Raw genomic sequence first — 16,490 nt, 5'->3', positions numbered from 1 at the left:
TCCGGCCGCCGCGTTGGCAGGCGCAGGGAGATACGCCTACTGAACGTCCTCCTTCAGTTTGGTCAAGAGATCGGCGCCGTACAGCTCTTCCAGCTTCGGCCAGGTCTTGTTGCGGATATGGGTGGCGATATCCGCCCGTTCTTCATCTGTCAGGGCGATGACGTTGATGCCGTCGTCGGACAGCTTCTGCATGTATTCCCTGTCCGTCGCCTCCGACGTTTCGAAGGAGCGGGCCGCAGCGGCGGCAAAAATGTCGGTTACCGCCTTTTGCTGCGCTTCATCGAGTTTGTCCCAGGTGTCCTGGCTCATGTAATAGGCGGTATTCTCGACAAAGGTGTTGTACGGCACGAAGAAGTTGATTGCGTCACGGAAATTCGTGTAGTTCGCCTCGGGCGTGCCGCCGATCACGCCATCCACGACGCCTTGCTGAAGAGCGGGATAAACGTCACCCCAGTCGATCGTGGTCGATTTGAAGCCGAGGTCGGCAGCCGTTTCCTTGGCAACGGTGGCGCTCCAAACGCGTATCGTCAGTCCCTTGTCTCCGACACCCTTGGCGTCCTTCGGTTCCTTCGAGGAGCCGACACCGATAAAGCCTTCGCCGAAAATGCCCAGCAGGCGGATCCCCTGTTTCTCGAGCAGTCCCGAATAGACCTCGTAGAAATTGGAACCCGGCGAAAACACCGTCTTCATCTCGTCATAGGAGGAGACGAGGTAAGGGATCGAGTTGATGTCCAGGAGCGGGTCGTTGTGGCTGTAGATGAACGTATGGGCGATGTCGATTGCGCCTTTTTGAACATCGCCGAAAACCTGTTCACCGGTGCCCAGCTGTCCGGCTGGAAACAGTTGAACCTTCAGTCCGACATTTGCATCTTCGAGCTGCCTTTCGATCTCCTTCAGAACCAGCGTCGCATTGTGATCCGGCGCATGTTGTCCTGCGATCCGAAGGCGGGTTTCTGCCTGGGCAGCATTGGTGCCCATTGCCGCGCCCAGAACGCCGCATAATGCTGCGCAAAGGATCGTCCGTCGCGTCGACTTAGCAATATTGATCATCTGGTTGCTCCTCCCGGTGGGCAAAGAATGAAGTGGGATACAGGTCGCGCGGATTTCGGTTTCTTCCCTCGCGCGATCCGGTCATTGGCCTGTTGCCATGTTTCAACGCTACTGCTGCCGACCGCTTCGGACAAAGCATAGTTTCTAACGAAATCTATAAGGGCAGCTAATGAATTACTTTGATGCATCACCGATGCAAAAAGCCCGCGACCGGTCGGTCGCGGGCTTTCAGGTAAAGGCCCTGTAAATGTCTTTCAGAGGGCGCCATTGCGCCGAAGTCGACGGGGTCAGACAGATGCCAGTGCGATCGATCGGCCCCGTTCCCGAAAGGTCCTGTACTGGTCGTCGGGCACGAACCGGCCACCTGTGGTCCAGATCACATGGGTCGCATTCTTCATTTTACCCTGGAGGCCTTGCAGGGATACGTAGTTTCGTCCCATGGGTGTATTCGTGAGGACGTTCGGTCCGGCGCATCCGGAAGTGCCGGACGGCTCAACGCGCATTCCTTCGCATTCATCGAGGATGTATAGCCAGCGGAACAGGTCGTCGTCATTGACCGTCAGCACGCCCGAAACCATCGGTCCGATCGTGCCGGCCAGGAATTTTGAGAAACTCGCAACCGCCATGCCGTCCGCTTCGGTCTTGTTGGTCAGGCCGAATTCATAGACCGAGACGGTGCGAGCCGCCCGTGACATGAGCTGGACCAGAGCGCAGGGCGACTGGACCGGTTCAACAAAGAAGCAATGAACATTGTCGCCGAAGATCGATTTGGCTCCAAAGGTGATGCCGCCCGGTGCGCCGCCGATGCCGCAGGGCAGATACAGGAACAGCGGATGATCAGAATCTACTGGAATCTCCTGCTCCTCAAGCTGTGCCGCGAGCCTGAGGGTGGCCGCGCTATAGCCCAGGAACAGTAGTTTGGACTGTTCGTCATCGACGAAGTAGATCTTCTCGTCGCTGTCGGCCTGGTCGCGGGCAGCCTCGACGGCGCTGGTATAGTCCGTGTCGTGCTGAACGACCGTGGCGCCAATGCGGGTGAGGCGGTCGACTTTCCATGGTTTGGCGTCCACCGACATGTGAACGACCACCTGAAAACCGAGTGCTTTGGCAGCGATTCCGACGCTCAATCCCAGATTTCCGGTGCTACCGACCGCAATCGTATAGGCAGAAAACGCGGATTTCATTCGATCATCCGCAAGCGCGGTTAGCGCCTCGTCCGGCGTCAAAAGCCCGGTTTTACGCGCCAGCGCCTCTGCAAACATGAACACTTCATAGATGCCGCCGCGCGCTTTGATGGAACCCGCGACCGGCAGGTCGTGATCGGCTTTCACCAGGAGGCGGCCATGGTCCGGGGTGTCGTATCCCAGTTCCCTTCGAGCGCCGGGCACCTCCGTCAGCGGCGATTCAATGATTCCGTCGGTCACTTCGAGTTCAGGAAAGATCCTGGCGAGAAGCGGCGCGAACCTGCGCCAGTTTGCCCCCGCGTCGACCACGTCTTCCGCCGAAAATGGCCTGTCTGGATCGCCCGCTTTCCAGCGATCCAGGTTCGGGTTGATCCACAAGGTCGGCTTCGCAGCCTTTACGTCTTTCAAGACGTCCGCTTCAAGGATGGACGGTTTCAAATCTGGCTACCTCATGGTGGTTTTTTCGCGGCGGTCACCTGCCAGCGAAAAGGACAATATCCGGGATATGCTAAGGGCGGACCTGCTGTCCGACAAACCATATTATTTGTCAATATCGATTAGCAGTGCTAATAAAAGCGGATGCTGGACGGAAGTGCATTATCGGATCTTTGGTTCTTTCGAGCCGCTGGACAGGAGCAAAGCTTCTCCGGTGCGGCTCTACGGTTGAACATTACGCAAGGGGCAGTGAGCCAGCGCATTCGACGCCTCGAAGAGCGCCTTGGCATTGATCTGTTTCAGCGTGTTGGGCGCCGGGTCGTTCTGACGAAGGAAGGTAAACGTCTGTTTGATGCGGCGGATCATGCATTCGGCAAGCTGGAGCTGGAGTTGAATGCAATTAGCCGGGAGGCTGGAAGCAGTGAGCTTGTGGTCAGCTGCCTGCCGTCATTGGCCATGGACTGGCTGATCCCGAGATTGGGATCCTGGTACGGGCAACCCGGACGGCCGAATATCCGAATTCGGGCGGAAATGCACAAGATCAACCAATCCATCATGCTGGACGAGGGGATCGACCTGGCCATACGATTCGATATGGAATCTTATGACGATCTCTGTTGTGAAGATCTGCGGGGAGAGATTTACATTCCGGTTTGTGCTCCCGACTATGAGAGAAAACGGGAAAACGAAACGGCTGAAAGCTATCTCAATCGCATCAATATCATTCATGACGAGCAGCCTTGGGATGGTGCCGATCCGTCCGTGGAGTGGAAAACCTGGCTGTCCGGAGCCGGTTGCGCGGCTGTCGATGCAAAAAGGGGTGATTTCTTCAATCTGACGCATATCGCAACGCGTGCCGCCCTGTTGGGGCGAGGTGTCGCGATGGGACGCTCTCTGCTTGTCAGAAAATATCTGGACTCCGGTGAACTGCTGCCGGCGCTGGACCTGGAAGTCGCCAGCGAAGCGCGTTACAGACTGATGTCGCTTCATCCCATTACGGAAGACCTGCGCATAGCCCAGTTTGTCGACTGGCTGAGAGACGAAATACTGTCCGAGGCACCTTTGCGTGTCGATCGACCCTAAGACGAGCTTTCGCTGACATTTTTTTTGAAAGTCCAGTAGTCCGGTCTAAGGACTTTCAGACAATTTTTGCCGCTTTCACTTTGGTTCTTCAACGTCATTCAACCTGACTGGCGGGATTACCAGCCTGGCTTGTTCGGCTTCGCGTATCGGCTGCCGAAATTCGATGCTCTTCATTCTGCCATGAAAGATTGGCGCGAAAAGTCCGCTTGTTGGCGGCTATGGTCCTTCTCCGGTCCGGCCTTTTTGTGTTCTACAGCTCTGGGAAGATCTTTTCTTCAATCGGGCCAACAGCTTCACAAGTCAAATGCATCCGGAAAACAGAATCAGGAAACCGCTCGTGAGCCTTCGTATCATTCTCAAGGGCGCGCCGGCGCTGCTGCCGCTTGCGATGCCGCAAGTGGTGTTCGCTGGTGACGTGATCAACGATGGAACCGTGGTTGCGGGCAGCCCGAATGTCACCAGTCAGGTCGCAATCGACGATGGCAAGATACTCGAGGTGCAGTCCGGTGCCTCGATCGAGAACGGCGCCGCTCATGCGGTGATCGATGCAGTTGACGGGACCACAGTCACCATCATCAACGACGGCAGTATTTCTACAACCGATGATTTGTACGACGCCATTAGCACCCAGAACTCCACACTGGAGCTCACAAATACAGGCACGATTTCCGGTCTCGACGACGCTGTCGATACGGGCGACGCCACAGTGATTTCCAACAGTGGAACGATATTTGGCGGCGACGACGGGATATATGCGCGTGGACACATCGAAACGTTGACCAACTCGGGAACAATTTCCGCTGAGAGTGGCAGCATCATTCGGGGCGGCAGCATCGGAACGATCAGCAATTCCGGAGAGCTCATCAGTGAGGAAGGCGACGGTATTCTCGCGATCGGGACAATTGATACTTTGATCAATTCCGGATCGATCGTTGCTGATGACGAGGCCGTCGACAGCAACGGGCTCGGTTACTTCCGGAACACAGGATCAGTAACCGGCGGCGACAATGCGGTGTTCGTTGATGGTGACGTTCAGACTTTCATCAACGAAGGTACTTTGACCGGTGAGGACGAGGAGGGCGTTCGGGTTGGCTCATTCGAGACCTTTTCCAATACGGGCAGGATCACCGGCAACGACGATGCTATCCTGATCGATAACGGCCTGGGGGCGGGAACCGCCGATAGTTTTCACAATGCGGGCGAGATCATCGGCGGAGATGACGGCATTGAGGCTGTCAGCATCACAAGCCTGACCAACACCGGCAGGATTTCAGGTGAAAACAACGCTATCTCACTCGACCACGGTACGGTCATCAACTCTGGCACGTTGACGGGGACGAACGGTGCTGCAGTCTCGTTCGATCAGGACACAACCGGCAAGGCCAGCCTGACCAACTCGGGTCTCATCCAGAATGCCAATGGTCCGGACGGCGCGGCAATTGATTTCCAATCCGGGGGAACAGGTCATCTGACCCTGGAAGCGGGATCTGTCATCATCGGTACGATCAACCTCGGCACCACTTCCGATACGCTCACCGTCGGTGACGACCTGTCCATTGCCTATACCTTTATCGGCATGCCGGAAGTGGTGGAGGCAAACGACGCGATTGTGGCCATGAGCGGCAATCAGGTGGCAGTGATCGACACGACGGGACTGTTTTCCGAGGGCAGGGCCCTTGTCGACCTTACCGGCAGCATTTCGGGCGTCATTGCAGATCGCCTTTGGGAAGAAACGGATTTCCACACCCTCCCTGCAGGTGTCGTCGTTGCAACGCACGGACATCCGGAAAAGCGCCGGGGCATCTGGCTGTCGGGCTTCGGCGGTGCGAGCAGCTGGAAGGATAGCGGTTCGGGCGGAGACAGCGATCATGCCTATGGCGGGTTCGTCTCCGGTATCGACGGAATGCTCGCATCCGGTACACGCCTCGGTGTGTTCGCAGGCGCCTCCGCAGGGCGTGTCGATGCGGACCATGGCGACAACGATGTCAGCAACGGGTCCTATTACGGTGGCCTCTACGGCCTTCATGAAGTCGGTCGTTATGCACTCGGGTTCACGGTGACCGGCGGTTATTCTGACTATGACAGCGAACGCGACGTTCAGAGCAACACCACCTCCAGCGGCACCGAAACGGCGACAGCAAGCTATGGCGGCTGGTTCATTGCCCCCGAAGCCTCTGCAGCAGCGGAATTCTCGGTGCTCAACCGGGCGATCAGACCTTCGGCGACGGTGCGTTACGTCGGAGCGTGGCTGGATGGCTATACCGAGAGCGGGTCTTCGGCCAATCTCACTGTCGATGACCGTAGTCTGCATGAACTCGTCGGACGGGTTCAGCTTGCTGTCCCGGCCTATCAAGGAACGCAGTTGACCCTTGAAACCCGTCTGGGGGTGGATGGGCGCCTGTCCCTCGGGGACGACACGCTGACAGGTGTTCTTTTGGGGCAGGATTTCAGTTTCGCTTCCGGAAACGGCGACGAGGCAATCGGTGCGTTTGCCGGAGTGAACATGAACGGAAAGCTTTCCGGAAATTCTATCTGGTTTGCCAGTGCGGAAGCCGGAATTGGTTCCGATACCAATTCGCGGGGCGAGGGCCGGGTCGGTATGCGTATCCGCTTTTAGCGACAGGGGACGGCGGCTGAGAGCGTAAAGCCGCAACCCGTCTGCTTTCCCGAAAGGCACTCTCAAGGATGATGTCTGTCTGAACGGAAAGTGCCGGCATCGTAAGTGCCTGTTTCCGTTTCCTGATCTGGCGATGCGGTCTGCGATCGGTTAGAGTCCCGCTATTAATCTTTGGTTCGGGGCTAAGAGAACTCAATGACCGACGCAAGCAAAGAAGCACAAGACCTGTTCGACCGGTACCTGGATTGCTGGAACCGGCGCGATCTGGAAGGGGTGGTTACCTGTTATGACGAACCGACAACCTTTGTGCTTCCGAGTGGAGCAGTCACTTTGCCGAACCGGCAAGTACTCCTCGCCTTTTTCGAAGAGATGATATCCGAACTGGAAAAGTCGGGTTTCAGCCACACGACACTAGGACCTGTCAGTGCGGTTTCGTGCGGGAATGGACTGGCAGTTGTTGACGTTTCCAATGTCCAGAGACTCAAAACGGACGGAACGTTGCTTGAAAAGATCGACAGCCACTATGTCATGCGAAACTGTGACGGCACATGGCGTCTGACCGTCGCGCTTCCGTGCGCCAATGGCTGGCGATCTGCGTAAGGCTTTCGCGGTTCCTGAAATTCGACCTCCGGGATCAGATCAATGCTTTCGCTCATTCGCCTGCAATCTGGTTGAGAACGGCAGCCACGATGGCTTCCGGGCTGTCCTCCTGTACCAGGTGACCGGAGTTCTGGACCGGTATGCACGGTCGGTCGGATATCCGGGCTGCGAGTGACGCGCCTTTCTCATACGGGATCCACTCGTCGTTTTTGCCCCAAAGCACCGTAACGGGACAATCAAGGACGCGATATCTGTCCTGGATCTCATCGGTATACTTCTGATCCATCTGCGCGATCTGCCGGTAGAACGCGGGCTGACCGACCTTTCCCAGCCATGGGGAGCAGTAGATTTCCATGGCTTCCGCGGACAACGGATTGTGCGCCGCGGTCTGCAAATACGTCTCCAGGAGCGCCCGGTGCATGTAATCAGGCATCTTGGAAAACGCTTCCTCATGCATCCTGACGTGCTGGACAAAGGGAGAGCCCCAGGGCGCGAGCGCGACAGCGTCGAAGATCGTCATTGAAGCGTAGCGCAACCCGTCGAGGAAATAGGCCCTTAGCGCCGTGGCGCCACCGAAGTCATGTGCCAGAATGTCCGGACGGTCGAGCTCCCATTCGCTGAACAGGGCTTTCAGAACCCTGTTCTGCACGGCCAGAGAAACATCCTGATCATCGCGCATCTCCGATTGACCGTAACCGACAAGGTCGAAGTAATAGATCGTTCTTCGGTCTGCGAGGTGGGGCACGATCCTGCGCCACACTTGCGAAGAAAACGGCGTGCCGTGGATGGCGACGAGAGGAGGGCCTTCGCCGACAACGCCCCACCTGACCGTATTGCCCTCAACAATCGACTTGCTTGGCAGTTCCAGCATGACTCTACTCATATTGACAATTAGCTAAATGACTATATGAAGATCTGTATGGATCGGTCAACCCAAGTCAAGGCGATGGCCAGTGAAGCCAGGATGTCCGTCCTGAAGCTTCTGGCTGAACCGGAAAAACACTTTGCAGGCCAGTGGTCTGCGGACCCATTGGAATTCGGCGTCTGCATGACGTTGATCGCGGAGGCGTTGGGTGTCGCCCAGCCAACTGCCAGCAGGCATCTGGAAATCTTGAAGCAGGCGGGTTTTATCACCGTCCGCAAGCACCAGAAGTGGTCCTACTGCAAACGCAATGAAGCCGTGATCCAGGATTATCTGAATTGGTTGCAGCTGGAGCTGTCGGTCACATAGAGCTCGAGGGTAGGCGAGGCCTAACGCTTTTTCTCTGCATCGCCCTCCGGCGTCTTTCGCAAGCGATGGTGGACAGGAACCGTCCTTGCAGCCAGGGGCAATTGTCACAGTCCTCAAAATGAGGCTTTGCCGATGGACTCTCCGCCATCAACATGAAGTGTCTGCCCGGTGATGAAACCGGCCTCTTCGCTCAGGAAAAAACAGATTGCAGCGGCAAGTTCGTTTGGGTCACCAAGCCGCTTGACCGGGATTATGTTGGTGTAGGCAGCTTCCTCGGGACTGCCAGGCGGTGCAAAGGAGCGGAACATCTTCGTGTCGGTGGAACCTGGTGCCACCACGTTGGCCGTGATGCCTTCAGCGGCAAGCTCAAGCGCCCAGTCCCGGGTCATGCCGATCAGGGCAGCTTTGGCCCCGGCGTAAGATGTGCGTTCCAGGCCCCCGAGCACGACAAGGCTGGCAATGTTGACGATCCGCCCCCATTGCTCATTGCGCATATGGGGCAGCGCGGCCTGCGTAACCTGAACCGCGGTGCGTATGTTCAGGTCGAGAACCAATCTGAGTTTGTCGAGCGATACGTCCTCAAGGGGTTGTGTTTCAACAATGCCGACATTGTTCACGACACCGCACAACCGGTGTCGTGATGCTATATCGGTTAGAACGGAGGCCGTGGCGTCAGCGTCGGTCAGGTCAACGGATATGAGCTCGCCTGGAAAGGTTGGGTCGCTGTGGCGCGCCAGGCCAATGACGGTCTGTCCGTCACGGTTCAACCGCTCGCAAACCGCGCGGCCAATGCCATTGCTGGCGCCGGTAACCAGAAATGTACGCTGCTTCATGTCCGTTTCTTGGCCAACTTTCATGCCGCTCCAGCCCGTGGAGGGGTTTTAACATGGATAGCGGTCTTCATACACTTCAGGCGTGCATGTGCCGGACGTGGCTTGAAGAGAAGAGAAGGAAGGCGGAGGAGAAGCCTGGCTCTGAAGGAATATGACGGCAGGTCAAACTATCGATGCTGCAGGACGGAAATCTAAAGTTCGGAATGGTCGATCAACAGAGAGTTTGAGATTTGTCCGTTTACGGTCGCTGGCGTCCAGCTTGGTTTTGACTGAACTGAACCAACATTCGAGTATCCTTTCAGCTGTCCTTCCTGCGATAGTGCGGCGTTCCGGATAGATGAAAACCCGTGAGAAGACTTGTGGCGCATCCGCGCAGAACATCTGGATTTGTTGTTTTCAGGCCGGTTCAACAATTTTGAGGTCCGCATGTTTCGAGATACTCAGGTTATTCATATTGCGCCTTATGACCCTAGATGGCCCGACCGCTTTCTTAACGAAAGAAACCAGCTTCTGTCCTGCCCCGATTGCCCGTTTCTTGAGATCGAGCACATCGGCAGCACGTCTGTGCCGGGGCTGGTTGCCAAGCCGGTCATCGACCTGATGGCATCGGCAACTCTGCTGGAGGAGGTGGAGGCATTCCTGCCTCAATTGAAGAAACTAGGTTATCAACCGCTGGACGGTGGCTTCCGCCGCAGGAGGTCTTTCGGGCGTTCTGCGAATGAGGGGAGTGAAGCGTACAACCTTCATATCGTTCCGGCGTGTCAATGGGCCGATAAGGACGAACGCCTTTTCCGCGACTGGTTATGCAGCCATCCCTCTGTCGTTCAAGAATACGCGGCGCTTAAGAAAGAACTCGCCGCAATGAACCTCCCGACCATCGCCGACTATACGGACGCGAAAGGTGAATTTATCCGGTCAGAAATCCAGAAAGCCCGTGCCGCATTTGGCAAGCCAAGGCGAACCGACTGGCGGGAATAAAACTGGGCCGCACAAGTCACTCACACGAGAGTCGGCAAATGGGTTTTGTCAGCAACTTGAACGATTTGTGATAATTCACCGTTGCCAATTGTGATCCGGCAACATAAAAAGAGCGTCGCATTACGAGTTGGGGCGACGCCCAACGCCAACCTGCTGCTCCGAGCAAGGTGGTGCTCCGAAAGGGGAATGTGGCCGAACCGGCAACCAAGCGGATCTCGCCATTAGCGTCGTTTCAGCAAAAAGGGATCGACGCACGTGCCAATTAAAATTTCCGACAATCTTCCCGCCCGCCGCTCACTGGAATCCGAAGGTGTGATCGTGATGCGTGAGGCTGAAGCCATGCGGCAGGATATTCGGCCGCTGCGGATTGGTCTGCTCAATCTGATGCCGAACAAGATCAAGACGGAGACACAGATCGCACGCCTGCTCGGGGCCACCCCTTTGCAGGTCGAGTTGACGCTTGTGAGAATGACGGATCATGTTCCGCAGAACACGCCAGCGGAACACATGGAGGCCTTTTATCGGCCCTGGGCGGACATTCGAGACGAGCGCTTTGACGGTTTCATCATCACCGGTGCTCCGGTGGAAAAGCGCCCCTTTCTGGAAGTGCGCTACTGGCCGGAGCTTTCGGAAGTGTTCAACTGGACACAGACCCACGTCCATCGCTGTTTCATGATCTGCTGGGCCGCTCAGGCCGCTGTTCATCATTTTCACGGCTTGCCCAAACACCTGCTTCCTGAAAAGCGGTTCGGCGTGTTCAAGCATCGAAATCTCGCTCCGACGTCTCCCTATCTGCGCGGCTTCTGCGATGAGTTCGAAGTGCCGGTTTCCCGCTGGACAGAGAACAGGCACGAGGACATTCCGGCAGAGAGCGGATTGAAGGTCCTGGCGGAGAACGACGACAGCGGTCTCTGCCTATTGGAGGACCCGGCACGTCGCATGCTTCTGATGTTCAATCACTTGGAATATGACACCGAAACGCTTGGCGAAGAATTCGTTCGCGATGGTGGCGGCAGGCTGCCTCAAAACTATTTCCCGGAGGACAATCCCTCGCTGCCACCGGAAAACAGCTGGCGCGGTCACGCGCATCTGCTGTTTGGTAACTGGATCAACGACATGTATCAGACAACGCCGTTTGATCTTAGTTCCATTGGGCAGACTGAGAACGTAGAGGTGGCAGCGCCCATCAGTGCCGGTGCTTAGTCAGAGGAAACTGCCTGCAAACAGTCAGCTGGAATGATTTGTCTGAGCGGAACTGGCTTAGACGTTTCTGGAGTTCTGTTGCTGGGGGACCTTTCAATGCCCCCCCCTGAAACGCTGAACAGATGGCGTCGAGATTGGTTACTCCGCCGCGTTTTCGTGGTGCTTGGCGCAGCAGGAATGACCGTAGTTCCTTTCACGCGACATCTTGCCGATGCCGGGATTGAAGCTGTTGGTCGGGTCAAGTGACCTGTAGTGGTCGGCGAGTGCCGGTTTGGCCTCATAAAGATGTCCGACATTGTGCTCCGCCGGGTATTCGGCTCCACGCTTGTCCAGGAGCTCCAGCATTCTGGCCTTCAGGGCCTTGGGATCTGAACCTTTCTTCACGACATAGTCCTGATGCAGGACATGACAGAGGAAGTGGCCGTAGTAGAGCTTTGCCTCAATATGCTCTTCGAGGTCTGCCGGCAGTTTCTCAAACCAGTCGGCATCGTTGCGGCGCAAGGCTATGTCGAGCGCAAGAATGTCCTCGCATTCGTTGGCATGGACAGCGCCGTAGCGCACCGCGGCTCCCGCGGCGGCAAACCGATGCAACATTGCTTTGCCGGCCTCTTTGTCATCACAGCGATACCATCCGTCGGTGCCAAGCGTGTCGGCAAGTATGCTTTCTGTCTGCGCTGCGCTCGGACCCGAAACCTTCAGGATCAGATGATGTTCGAACCTGTCGCGAAAATCTCGCATCCGGCGCGGCAGTGCTTCGGGAGCCAGGCGGGACAGGAACTGCATCGCTCTGTCGGTCAGGTTTTTCGGGAGGAACGGGATTTTGTTCAGCCGGGCGTCCATGGCGCCTTTCAGTGCGAAGAACAATGGCAGTCTGTCAGTGCCGAACCAGTCGATCATCAACACCGTGTCCTTGCCATACTTGTGCGCGACGTCGAAACACTCACGGTGCAGGTATTCGCCGCTGACGGGTAGTTCCGGCAGTTCCGTCAACAGTCGTCGGCGCAAGGCCGTCAGGTCGGCTGGGGAATTGGTGCCGATGTAATAGACCTTTTCACCGGTTTCGATGGGAAATGTATCGAGGCGCACGGCAAAGACAGCGATTTTTCCAGCTGAGCCGGATGCCTCGTGAAGCCCGCGTGGATCGGCATTGAACCGGGCAGGGGTTGCGGCGTCGACATCTCGAACGCGGTCGCTGTAGCTGTCGTCGGAGCCACGGCCTGCGTCACCAATCACGCGAGTCGGATCGATTTCATTGCGGTCGAGTTTTCCGAGAATCTCTTCCGGTGATTGCCCGAGGTCGATTCCCAGGTGGTTGATGAGTTCAAGTTCGCCCGCGGCATTGATCTGCGCGAAAAGCGACAGCTCGGTGTAGACCGGTCCACGTCGCACGAGCGCGCCGCCTGAATTGTTGCACACTCCGCCGATGATGGACGCGCCGATGCAGGATGAGCCGATGACCGAATGAGGTTGACGGCCGTAAGGTTTCAAGAGCTTCTCAAGGGTGAACAGCGTTCCGCCTGGTTGGCTGACGATCTGGTGGCCTTCGTCGAGCACATGGAGTTTGTCGAGGCGCAGCGTTGAGATGATGACCACGTCCCGATCATAGCTGCCTTTCGGTGTGGAGCCTTCCGTCAGTCCGGTGTTTGCTGCCTGCATGATGGTGATGCAATCGGCCGCAACAACGGCTTCAAGAACGCGCCACATCTCGACAAGTGTACCTGGCACAACCACCGCAACCGCTTCGCCTTCTCCGGATCGGAAGCCTTTGCGGTAGCGTTCGGTCTTGCCTTTATCCGTCAGGCAATGACGGTTGCCGACAATCTTTGTCAGGTTCCGGATGAGAATGTCGCGGGTCATGGCAGGCCTCGTACCTGGAAGGAACGGCGGGCCGCAGCGAGCGGCCCGCTGGTTGGTTCAGTATGCGACCGAAGGCAGCCAGGTGGCGAGCGCAGGCCACAGGAACACCAGGGACAGGCCAAGCAGCTGCAGCAGCACGAACGGAATGATCCCTTTGTAGATGTCCGTCAACTTGACGCCGTCGGGGCAAACCCCTTTCAGGTAGAACAGCGAGAAGCCAACGGGAGGCGTCAGGAACGAGGTCTGCAAAGTCACCGCCACCAGGATCACGAACCACACCAGGGCTGGTTCATCCATTGCGCCGAAGCCTGGAATGTCGAGACCAAGCCCGTTGACGATCGGGCGCATCAGCGGCAGCACGATCAGCGTGATTTCGATCCAATCAAGTACAAAACCGAGCAGGAAAACGATGCCGAGGATGAAGATCACGGTTCCGCTCGGGCCAAGCCCGGTCGACATGACCATATTTTCAATGAGTTCGTCGCCGCCGAGTTCACGAAGCACAAAAGAGAACACCGTCGCACCCAGGAAAATGGCAAAGATGTAGGCGGTTGTGTTGAAGGTGGCCTTCAGAACGTTCCATGTCTTCGTGAAAGTCAGCTTGCGATAGGCGAGCGCCAGCAGTGTCGCACCGATGGCGCCAATGCCCGAGGCCTCGGTGGGAGTACAGATACCCGCAAAGATCGAGCCGAGGACCGCAAAGATCAGGGCCAGCGGAGGCAGCAGGGCGACAAAGATATCCTTGATGGCTGCCCAGTCCGGTGCGCGGGCGCCTTCTGGGGCCGGAGCTGCTTTCGGATTGAGAAGCGCCAGACCGAAGATATAGAGCAGATAGATCGCCCCCAGCAGCATTCCCGGAATGGCCGCCGCCATGAACAGGTCACCGACGGAAAGCGCCATCTGGTCCGCCATGATCACCAGCATGATCGACGGCGGAATGAGGATGCCGAGCGTGCCTGAAGCGGCAACGACACCGGTCGACAGCGTCTTGGAATAGCGGTGCTGCATCATGGCCGGCAGGGAAAGCACGCCGAGGAGCACGACGGAGGCGCCGACGATACCGGTCGAGGCGGCGAGGATGATGCCGATCAGAGTGACGGTGATGGCAAGGCCGCCACGCACGGTGCCGAACAGCCGGGTCATCGAAGTCATCAGTCGTTCGGCGACACCACTTTCGTCCAGCATCAGGCCCATGAAAATGAACATCGGCAATGCCACCAGGACGGCATTGGACATGACGGCATAAACCCGGTTCACAACGGCTCCGAGCGTCAGATAATCAAGGCCGGTGAACGTGTCTTCAAGTCCGGTCCAGGCCATGTTGCCCATATCGAACTGGTAAGCGAGCCCACAGAAGATCATGCCCGTACCAGCCAGCGTCCAGGCCACCGGGAAACCTGTGAAGAGCATGCCGACGAAGCTCATGAACATGGCGATGACGAGCATTTCCTCGGTCGTTTCGACCAGGGTCGAAAGTCCGGCTGTCACCAGCACGAAGATACCGATGAGAACGAGCAGACGCGCAAAACCCCGGCCTTCGCGCTCCGAAGGGTCGGCAACGACAAGCGCGTGAACGTCATGCAGAAGTCGTGCAAGTGCCGCGATGCCCAGAAGAACGAAGCTGATCGGAATAATCGCCTTGAAGGCCCAACGATAAGGCAGGCCCGTTGCGGAGGAGGAGCGCTCGTCCACGCGATAGCTTTCCTGGAAGTAGTCGAAGCCCTGATCGATCATCAGCCAGATGAAAGGAGCAAGCAGGAATAGGATGCCGAGGATTTCAATGACCCTCTGCGCACGCCGTGACAATTGCATGTGCAACAGGTCGACGCGAACATGGCTGTCCGTTGTCAGCGCGTAGGAAACGCCGATCATGGTGACGAGGCCATAGATGTGCCACTGCAGCTCGTCGAGCTTCGGAAAATTGATATTGAAAACGTAACGCAGGACGACCTGGATTACGATGGCCGCAATAAGCGCGAGATTGGCCAGCATGACGGCATGGCCGGTGAACTTGACTGCATTGTCGATGGCGACCGCGACGCCGAAGCGGTCCGGGTCCTTGTGTTCGGTGATCGCCTCATAGGTCTCGGCCAGATCGCCTTCGTAGTCCGTGTTCATGGTCATCGCGCCGGTCCTCCTCAGTACGGCCGCAGCTCACCTGTCGGCGGTCCCGTCGAGGGCTGCCGCTGATGCGCTGACAAAGTCGGGAAGCCGTGCCCGGGGGGGCGGACACGGCAGTTTCCATTGGGGTCAGAAGCGCGGCAGGAATGCGTTTTCTTCCCAAAGGTCGTAGTTGGAGCGGAACTGGCTCAGGTCTGCATAGACTTCGGCGAAGTAAGCATCATTGGCGCTTTCTTCCGCGGCAACTTCCTCCCAGGTATCCCGGAAGAGCTGCAGCATCTCAGGGCTCCACTTGCGGATCTCGACGCCGTTTTCCTCAACATTGCGCTTCAGCGCATCGAACTGCAGGGCTTCACCTTCCGCAAAGCTGTCAGCCATCGAGGCCTTGCAGGCTTCGGCCAGGATGTGCTGGTGCTGCTCGGAAGCCTCGTTCCAGACGTCCTTGTTGACCAGGAGTTCGAAAACCGTGGCTTGCTGATGCCAGCCGGGGAAGTAGTTGTATTTCGCTACCTTGTGGAAACCCAGACGCTGGTCGATCGCCGGCATGGAGAACTCGGTTGCGTCAATGGCGCCTTTTTCAAGGGCCGGGAAGATTTCACCACCAGGGAGAAGGGACGTTGCAACGCCCAGCTTTTCCATGACCTTTCCGCCAAGGCCGAAGAAACGCATTTTCAGGCCCTTGAGATCATCGGCAGTGTTGATCTCCTTTGAAAACCAGCCGGAGGTTTCCGGTGCTATCACCGCACACGGCAGAACTTTCACGTTGTATCCGGCTTCATCATACATGCGCTGGTACAGCTCAAGACCGTTGCCATAATAGATCCATGCCATGTACTCGCCGGCTTCCGGACCAAAGGGAATTGCAGAAAACAGCGGAGCGGCCGGGATCTTGCCGGCCCAGTAACCCGCAGTGGTGTAGCCCGCATTGATCTTGCCCGACGACACAGCGTCGAGGATCTCGAACGCCGGAACCAGCTTGCCGGGCTCGTAAACCTTCATGCGAAGCGTGCCGCCGGACATCACTTCGACTTCCTCGGCAACGCGCGGGATCGGCGTGCCGAGGCTCGGCAGTTCGGTCGAGAACGCAACGGGCACTTTCAGCATCAGCTTGTCGGCGGCAAGAGCCGGTTGTGCGGCAAGGCCCGCGGCAAGCACGAGGCCGGTCAGAAATTTGGTCATGTCTTCTCCTCCAGGGGTGGTTGCCAGCGACCCGGAGCGGGACGTTGAGCAACGAAAAACCAGAGGTAAATAAAATTAACCTCCATAGCCAGTCAACAATTTTGTTTACCTCTTGTTGA

At 57.2% G+C, this 16,490-nt stretch carries 13 protein-coding genes and 1 riboswitch; of the genes, 6 read left to right on the top strand and 7 right to left on the bottom strand.

The genetic code is table 11. From position 1 onward, the window contains the following. Positions 1–36 precede the first annotated feature (36 nt). Positions 37–1,050: a TRAP transporter substrate-binding protein DctP gene (dctP, locus tag ABLQ08_RS00915; RefSeq protein ID WP_352938359.1), complete on the bottom strand. Its 1,014-nt coding sequence runs from the start codon at positions 1,048–1,050 to the stop codon at positions 37–39. 287 nt (positions 1,051–1,337) lie between these two features. Further along, the gene (locus tag ABLQ08_RS00910) at positions 1,338–2,672 is read right to left on the bottom strand and encodes a D-serine ammonia-lyase (RefSeq protein WP_352938357.1); all 1,335 of its coding nucleotides are present in this window, start codon (positions 2,670–2,672) and stop codon (positions 1,338–1,340) included. A gap of 141 nt (positions 2,673–2,813) precedes the next feature. On the opposite strand from ABLQ08_RS00910, the gene ABLQ08_RS00905 reads away from it, so the two are divergent. The 3 genes from ABLQ08_RS00905 to ABLQ08_RS00895 all read left to right on the top strand — a co-directional run bounded on the left by ABLQ08_RS00905 (position 2,814) and on the right by ABLQ08_RS00895 (position 6,969). Continuing rightward, positions 2,814–3,752, top strand: a complete 939-nt coding sequence (locus ABLQ08_RS00905) for a LysR family transcriptional regulator (RefSeq protein WP_352938355.1) — start codon at positions 2,814–2,816, stop codon at positions 3,750–3,752. 337 nt (positions 3,753–4,089) lie between these two features. Next, positions 4,090–6,369 (top strand): autotransporter domain-containing protein, encoded by a 2,280-nt coding sequence (locus ABLQ08_RS00900; RefSeq protein ID WP_352938353.1) that lies wholly within the window; start codon positions 4,090–4,092, stop codon positions 6,367–6,369. A 195-nt stretch (positions 6,370–6,564) separates the two neighbouring features. Further along, positions 6,565–6,969, top strand: a complete 405-nt coding sequence (locus ABLQ08_RS00895) for a nuclear transport factor 2 family protein (protein WP_352938350.1) — start codon at positions 6,565–6,567, stop codon at positions 6,967–6,969. Positions 6,970–7,021: 52 nt separating this feature from the next. Here ABLQ08_RS00895 and ABLQ08_RS00890 read toward each other — a convergent pair whose 3' ends face one another. After that, the gene (locus tag ABLQ08_RS00890; protein ID WP_352938348.1) at positions 7,022–7,840 is read right to left on the bottom strand and encodes an alpha/beta fold hydrolase; all 819 of its coding nucleotides are present in this window, start codon (positions 7,838–7,840) and stop codon (positions 7,022–7,024) included. A gap of 48 nt (positions 7,841–7,888) precedes the next feature. On the opposite strand from ABLQ08_RS00890, the gene ABLQ08_RS00885 reads away from it, so the two are divergent. Beyond that, the gene (locus tag ABLQ08_RS00885) at positions 7,889–8,200 is read left to right on the top strand and encodes an ArsR/SmtB family transcription factor (protein WP_352938345.1); all 312 of its coding nucleotides are present in this window, start codon (positions 7,889–7,891) and stop codon (positions 8,198–8,200) included. 113 nt (positions 8,201–8,313) lie between these two features. Here the strand turns inward: ABLQ08_RS00885 and ABLQ08_RS00880 are convergent, their stop codons facing one another. After that, on the bottom strand, positions 8,314–9,033 hold the full coding sequence (locus tag ABLQ08_RS00880) for an SDR family oxidoreductase (protein WP_352938343.1): 720 nt from the start codon (positions 9,031–9,033) through the stop codon (positions 8,314–8,316). Between the two features lie 357 nt (positions 9,034–9,390). Between ABLQ08_RS00880 and ABLQ08_RS00875 the strand changes: the two genes are divergently transcribed. Both ABLQ08_RS00875 and ABLQ08_RS00870 read left to right on the top strand, forming a co-directional pair. Further along, positions 9,391–10,011: a GrpB family protein gene (locus ABLQ08_RS00875; protein WP_352938340.1), complete on the top strand. Its 621-nt coding sequence runs from the start codon at positions 9,391–9,393 to the stop codon at positions 10,009–10,011. Positions 10,012–10,123: 112 nt separating this feature from the next. Next, positions 10,124–10,229: riboswitch (SAM-I-IV-variant riboswitch) on the top strand. Positions 10,230–10,266: 37 nt separating this feature from the next. Further along, the gene (locus tag ABLQ08_RS00870; protein WP_352938338.1) at positions 10,267–11,214 is read left to right on the top strand and encodes a homoserine O-succinyltransferase; all 948 of its coding nucleotides are present in this window, start codon (positions 10,267–10,269) and stop codon (positions 11,212–11,214) included. A gap of 138 nt (positions 11,215–11,352) precedes the next feature. Here ABLQ08_RS00870 and dld read toward each other — a convergent pair whose 3' ends face one another. The 3 genes from dld to ABLQ08_RS00855 form a co-directional block, all read right to left on the bottom strand. Next, complete coding sequence (dld, locus tag ABLQ08_RS00865; protein WP_352938336.1) at positions 11,353–13,071, bottom strand: D-lactate dehydrogenase; 1,719 nt, start codon at positions 13,069–13,071, stop codon at positions 11,353–11,355. 57 nt (positions 13,072–13,128) lie between these two features. After that, entirely contained in the window at positions 13,129–15,195 is a 2,067-nt protein-coding gene (locus ABLQ08_RS00860; RefSeq protein WP_352938333.1) for a TRAP transporter large permease subunit, read from the bottom strand. Positions 15,196–15,321: 126 nt separating this feature from the next. Next, complete coding sequence (locus ABLQ08_RS00855) at positions 15,322–16,371, bottom strand: TRAP transporter substrate-binding protein (protein WP_352938330.1); 1,050 nt, start codon at positions 16,369–16,371, stop codon at positions 15,322–15,324. Positions 16,372–16,490 lie beyond the last annotated feature (119 nt).

This window comes from Roseibium sp. SCP14, assembly GCF_040329475.1.
In the GTDB taxonomy this organism is placed as follows: Bacteria; Pseudomonadota; Alphaproteobacteria; order Rhizobiales; family Stappiaceae; genus Roseibium.
The sequence above is the reverse complement of the archived record's forward strand: the minus strand, read 5'-3'. Positions and strand labels throughout refer to the sequence as shown.

Bases quoted from the DNA above. Each gene is read 5' to 3' on its own strand.
- dctP (WP_352938359.1), bottom strand. From the start codon at position 1,050: ATGATCAATATTGCTAAGTCGACGCGACGGACGATCCTTTGCGCAGCA.
- ABLQ08_RS00905 (WP_352938355.1), top strand. From the start codon at position 2,814: ATGCTGGACGGAAGTGCATTATCGGATCTTTGGTTCTTTCGAGCCGCT.
- ABLQ08_RS00895 (WP_352938350.1), top strand. From the start codon at position 6,565: ATGACCGACGCAAGCAAAGAAGCACAAGACCTGTTCGACCGGTACCTG.
- ABLQ08_RS00890 (WP_352938348.1), bottom strand. From the start codon at position 7,840: ATGCTGGAACTGCCAAGCAAGTCGATTGTTGAGGGCAATACGGTCAGG.
- ABLQ08_RS00885 (WP_352938345.1), top strand. From the start codon at position 7,889: ATGGATCGGTCAACCCAAGTCAAGGCGATGGCCAGTGAAGCCAGGATG.
- ABLQ08_RS00880 (WP_352938343.1), bottom strand. From the start codon at position 9,033: ATGAAGCAGCGTACATTTCTGGTTACCGGCGCCAGCAATGGCATTGGC.
- dld (WP_352938336.1), bottom strand. From the start codon at position 13,071: ATGACCCGCGACATTCTCATCCGGAACCTGACAAAGATTGTCGGCAAC.
- ABLQ08_RS00860 (WP_352938333.1), bottom strand. From the start codon at position 15,195: ATGACCATGAACACGGACTACGAAGGCGATCTGGCCGAGACCTATGAG.
- ABLQ08_RS00855 (WP_352938330.1), bottom strand. From the start codon at position 16,371: ATGACCAAATTTCTGACCGGCCTCGTGCTTGCCGCGGGCCTTGCCGCA.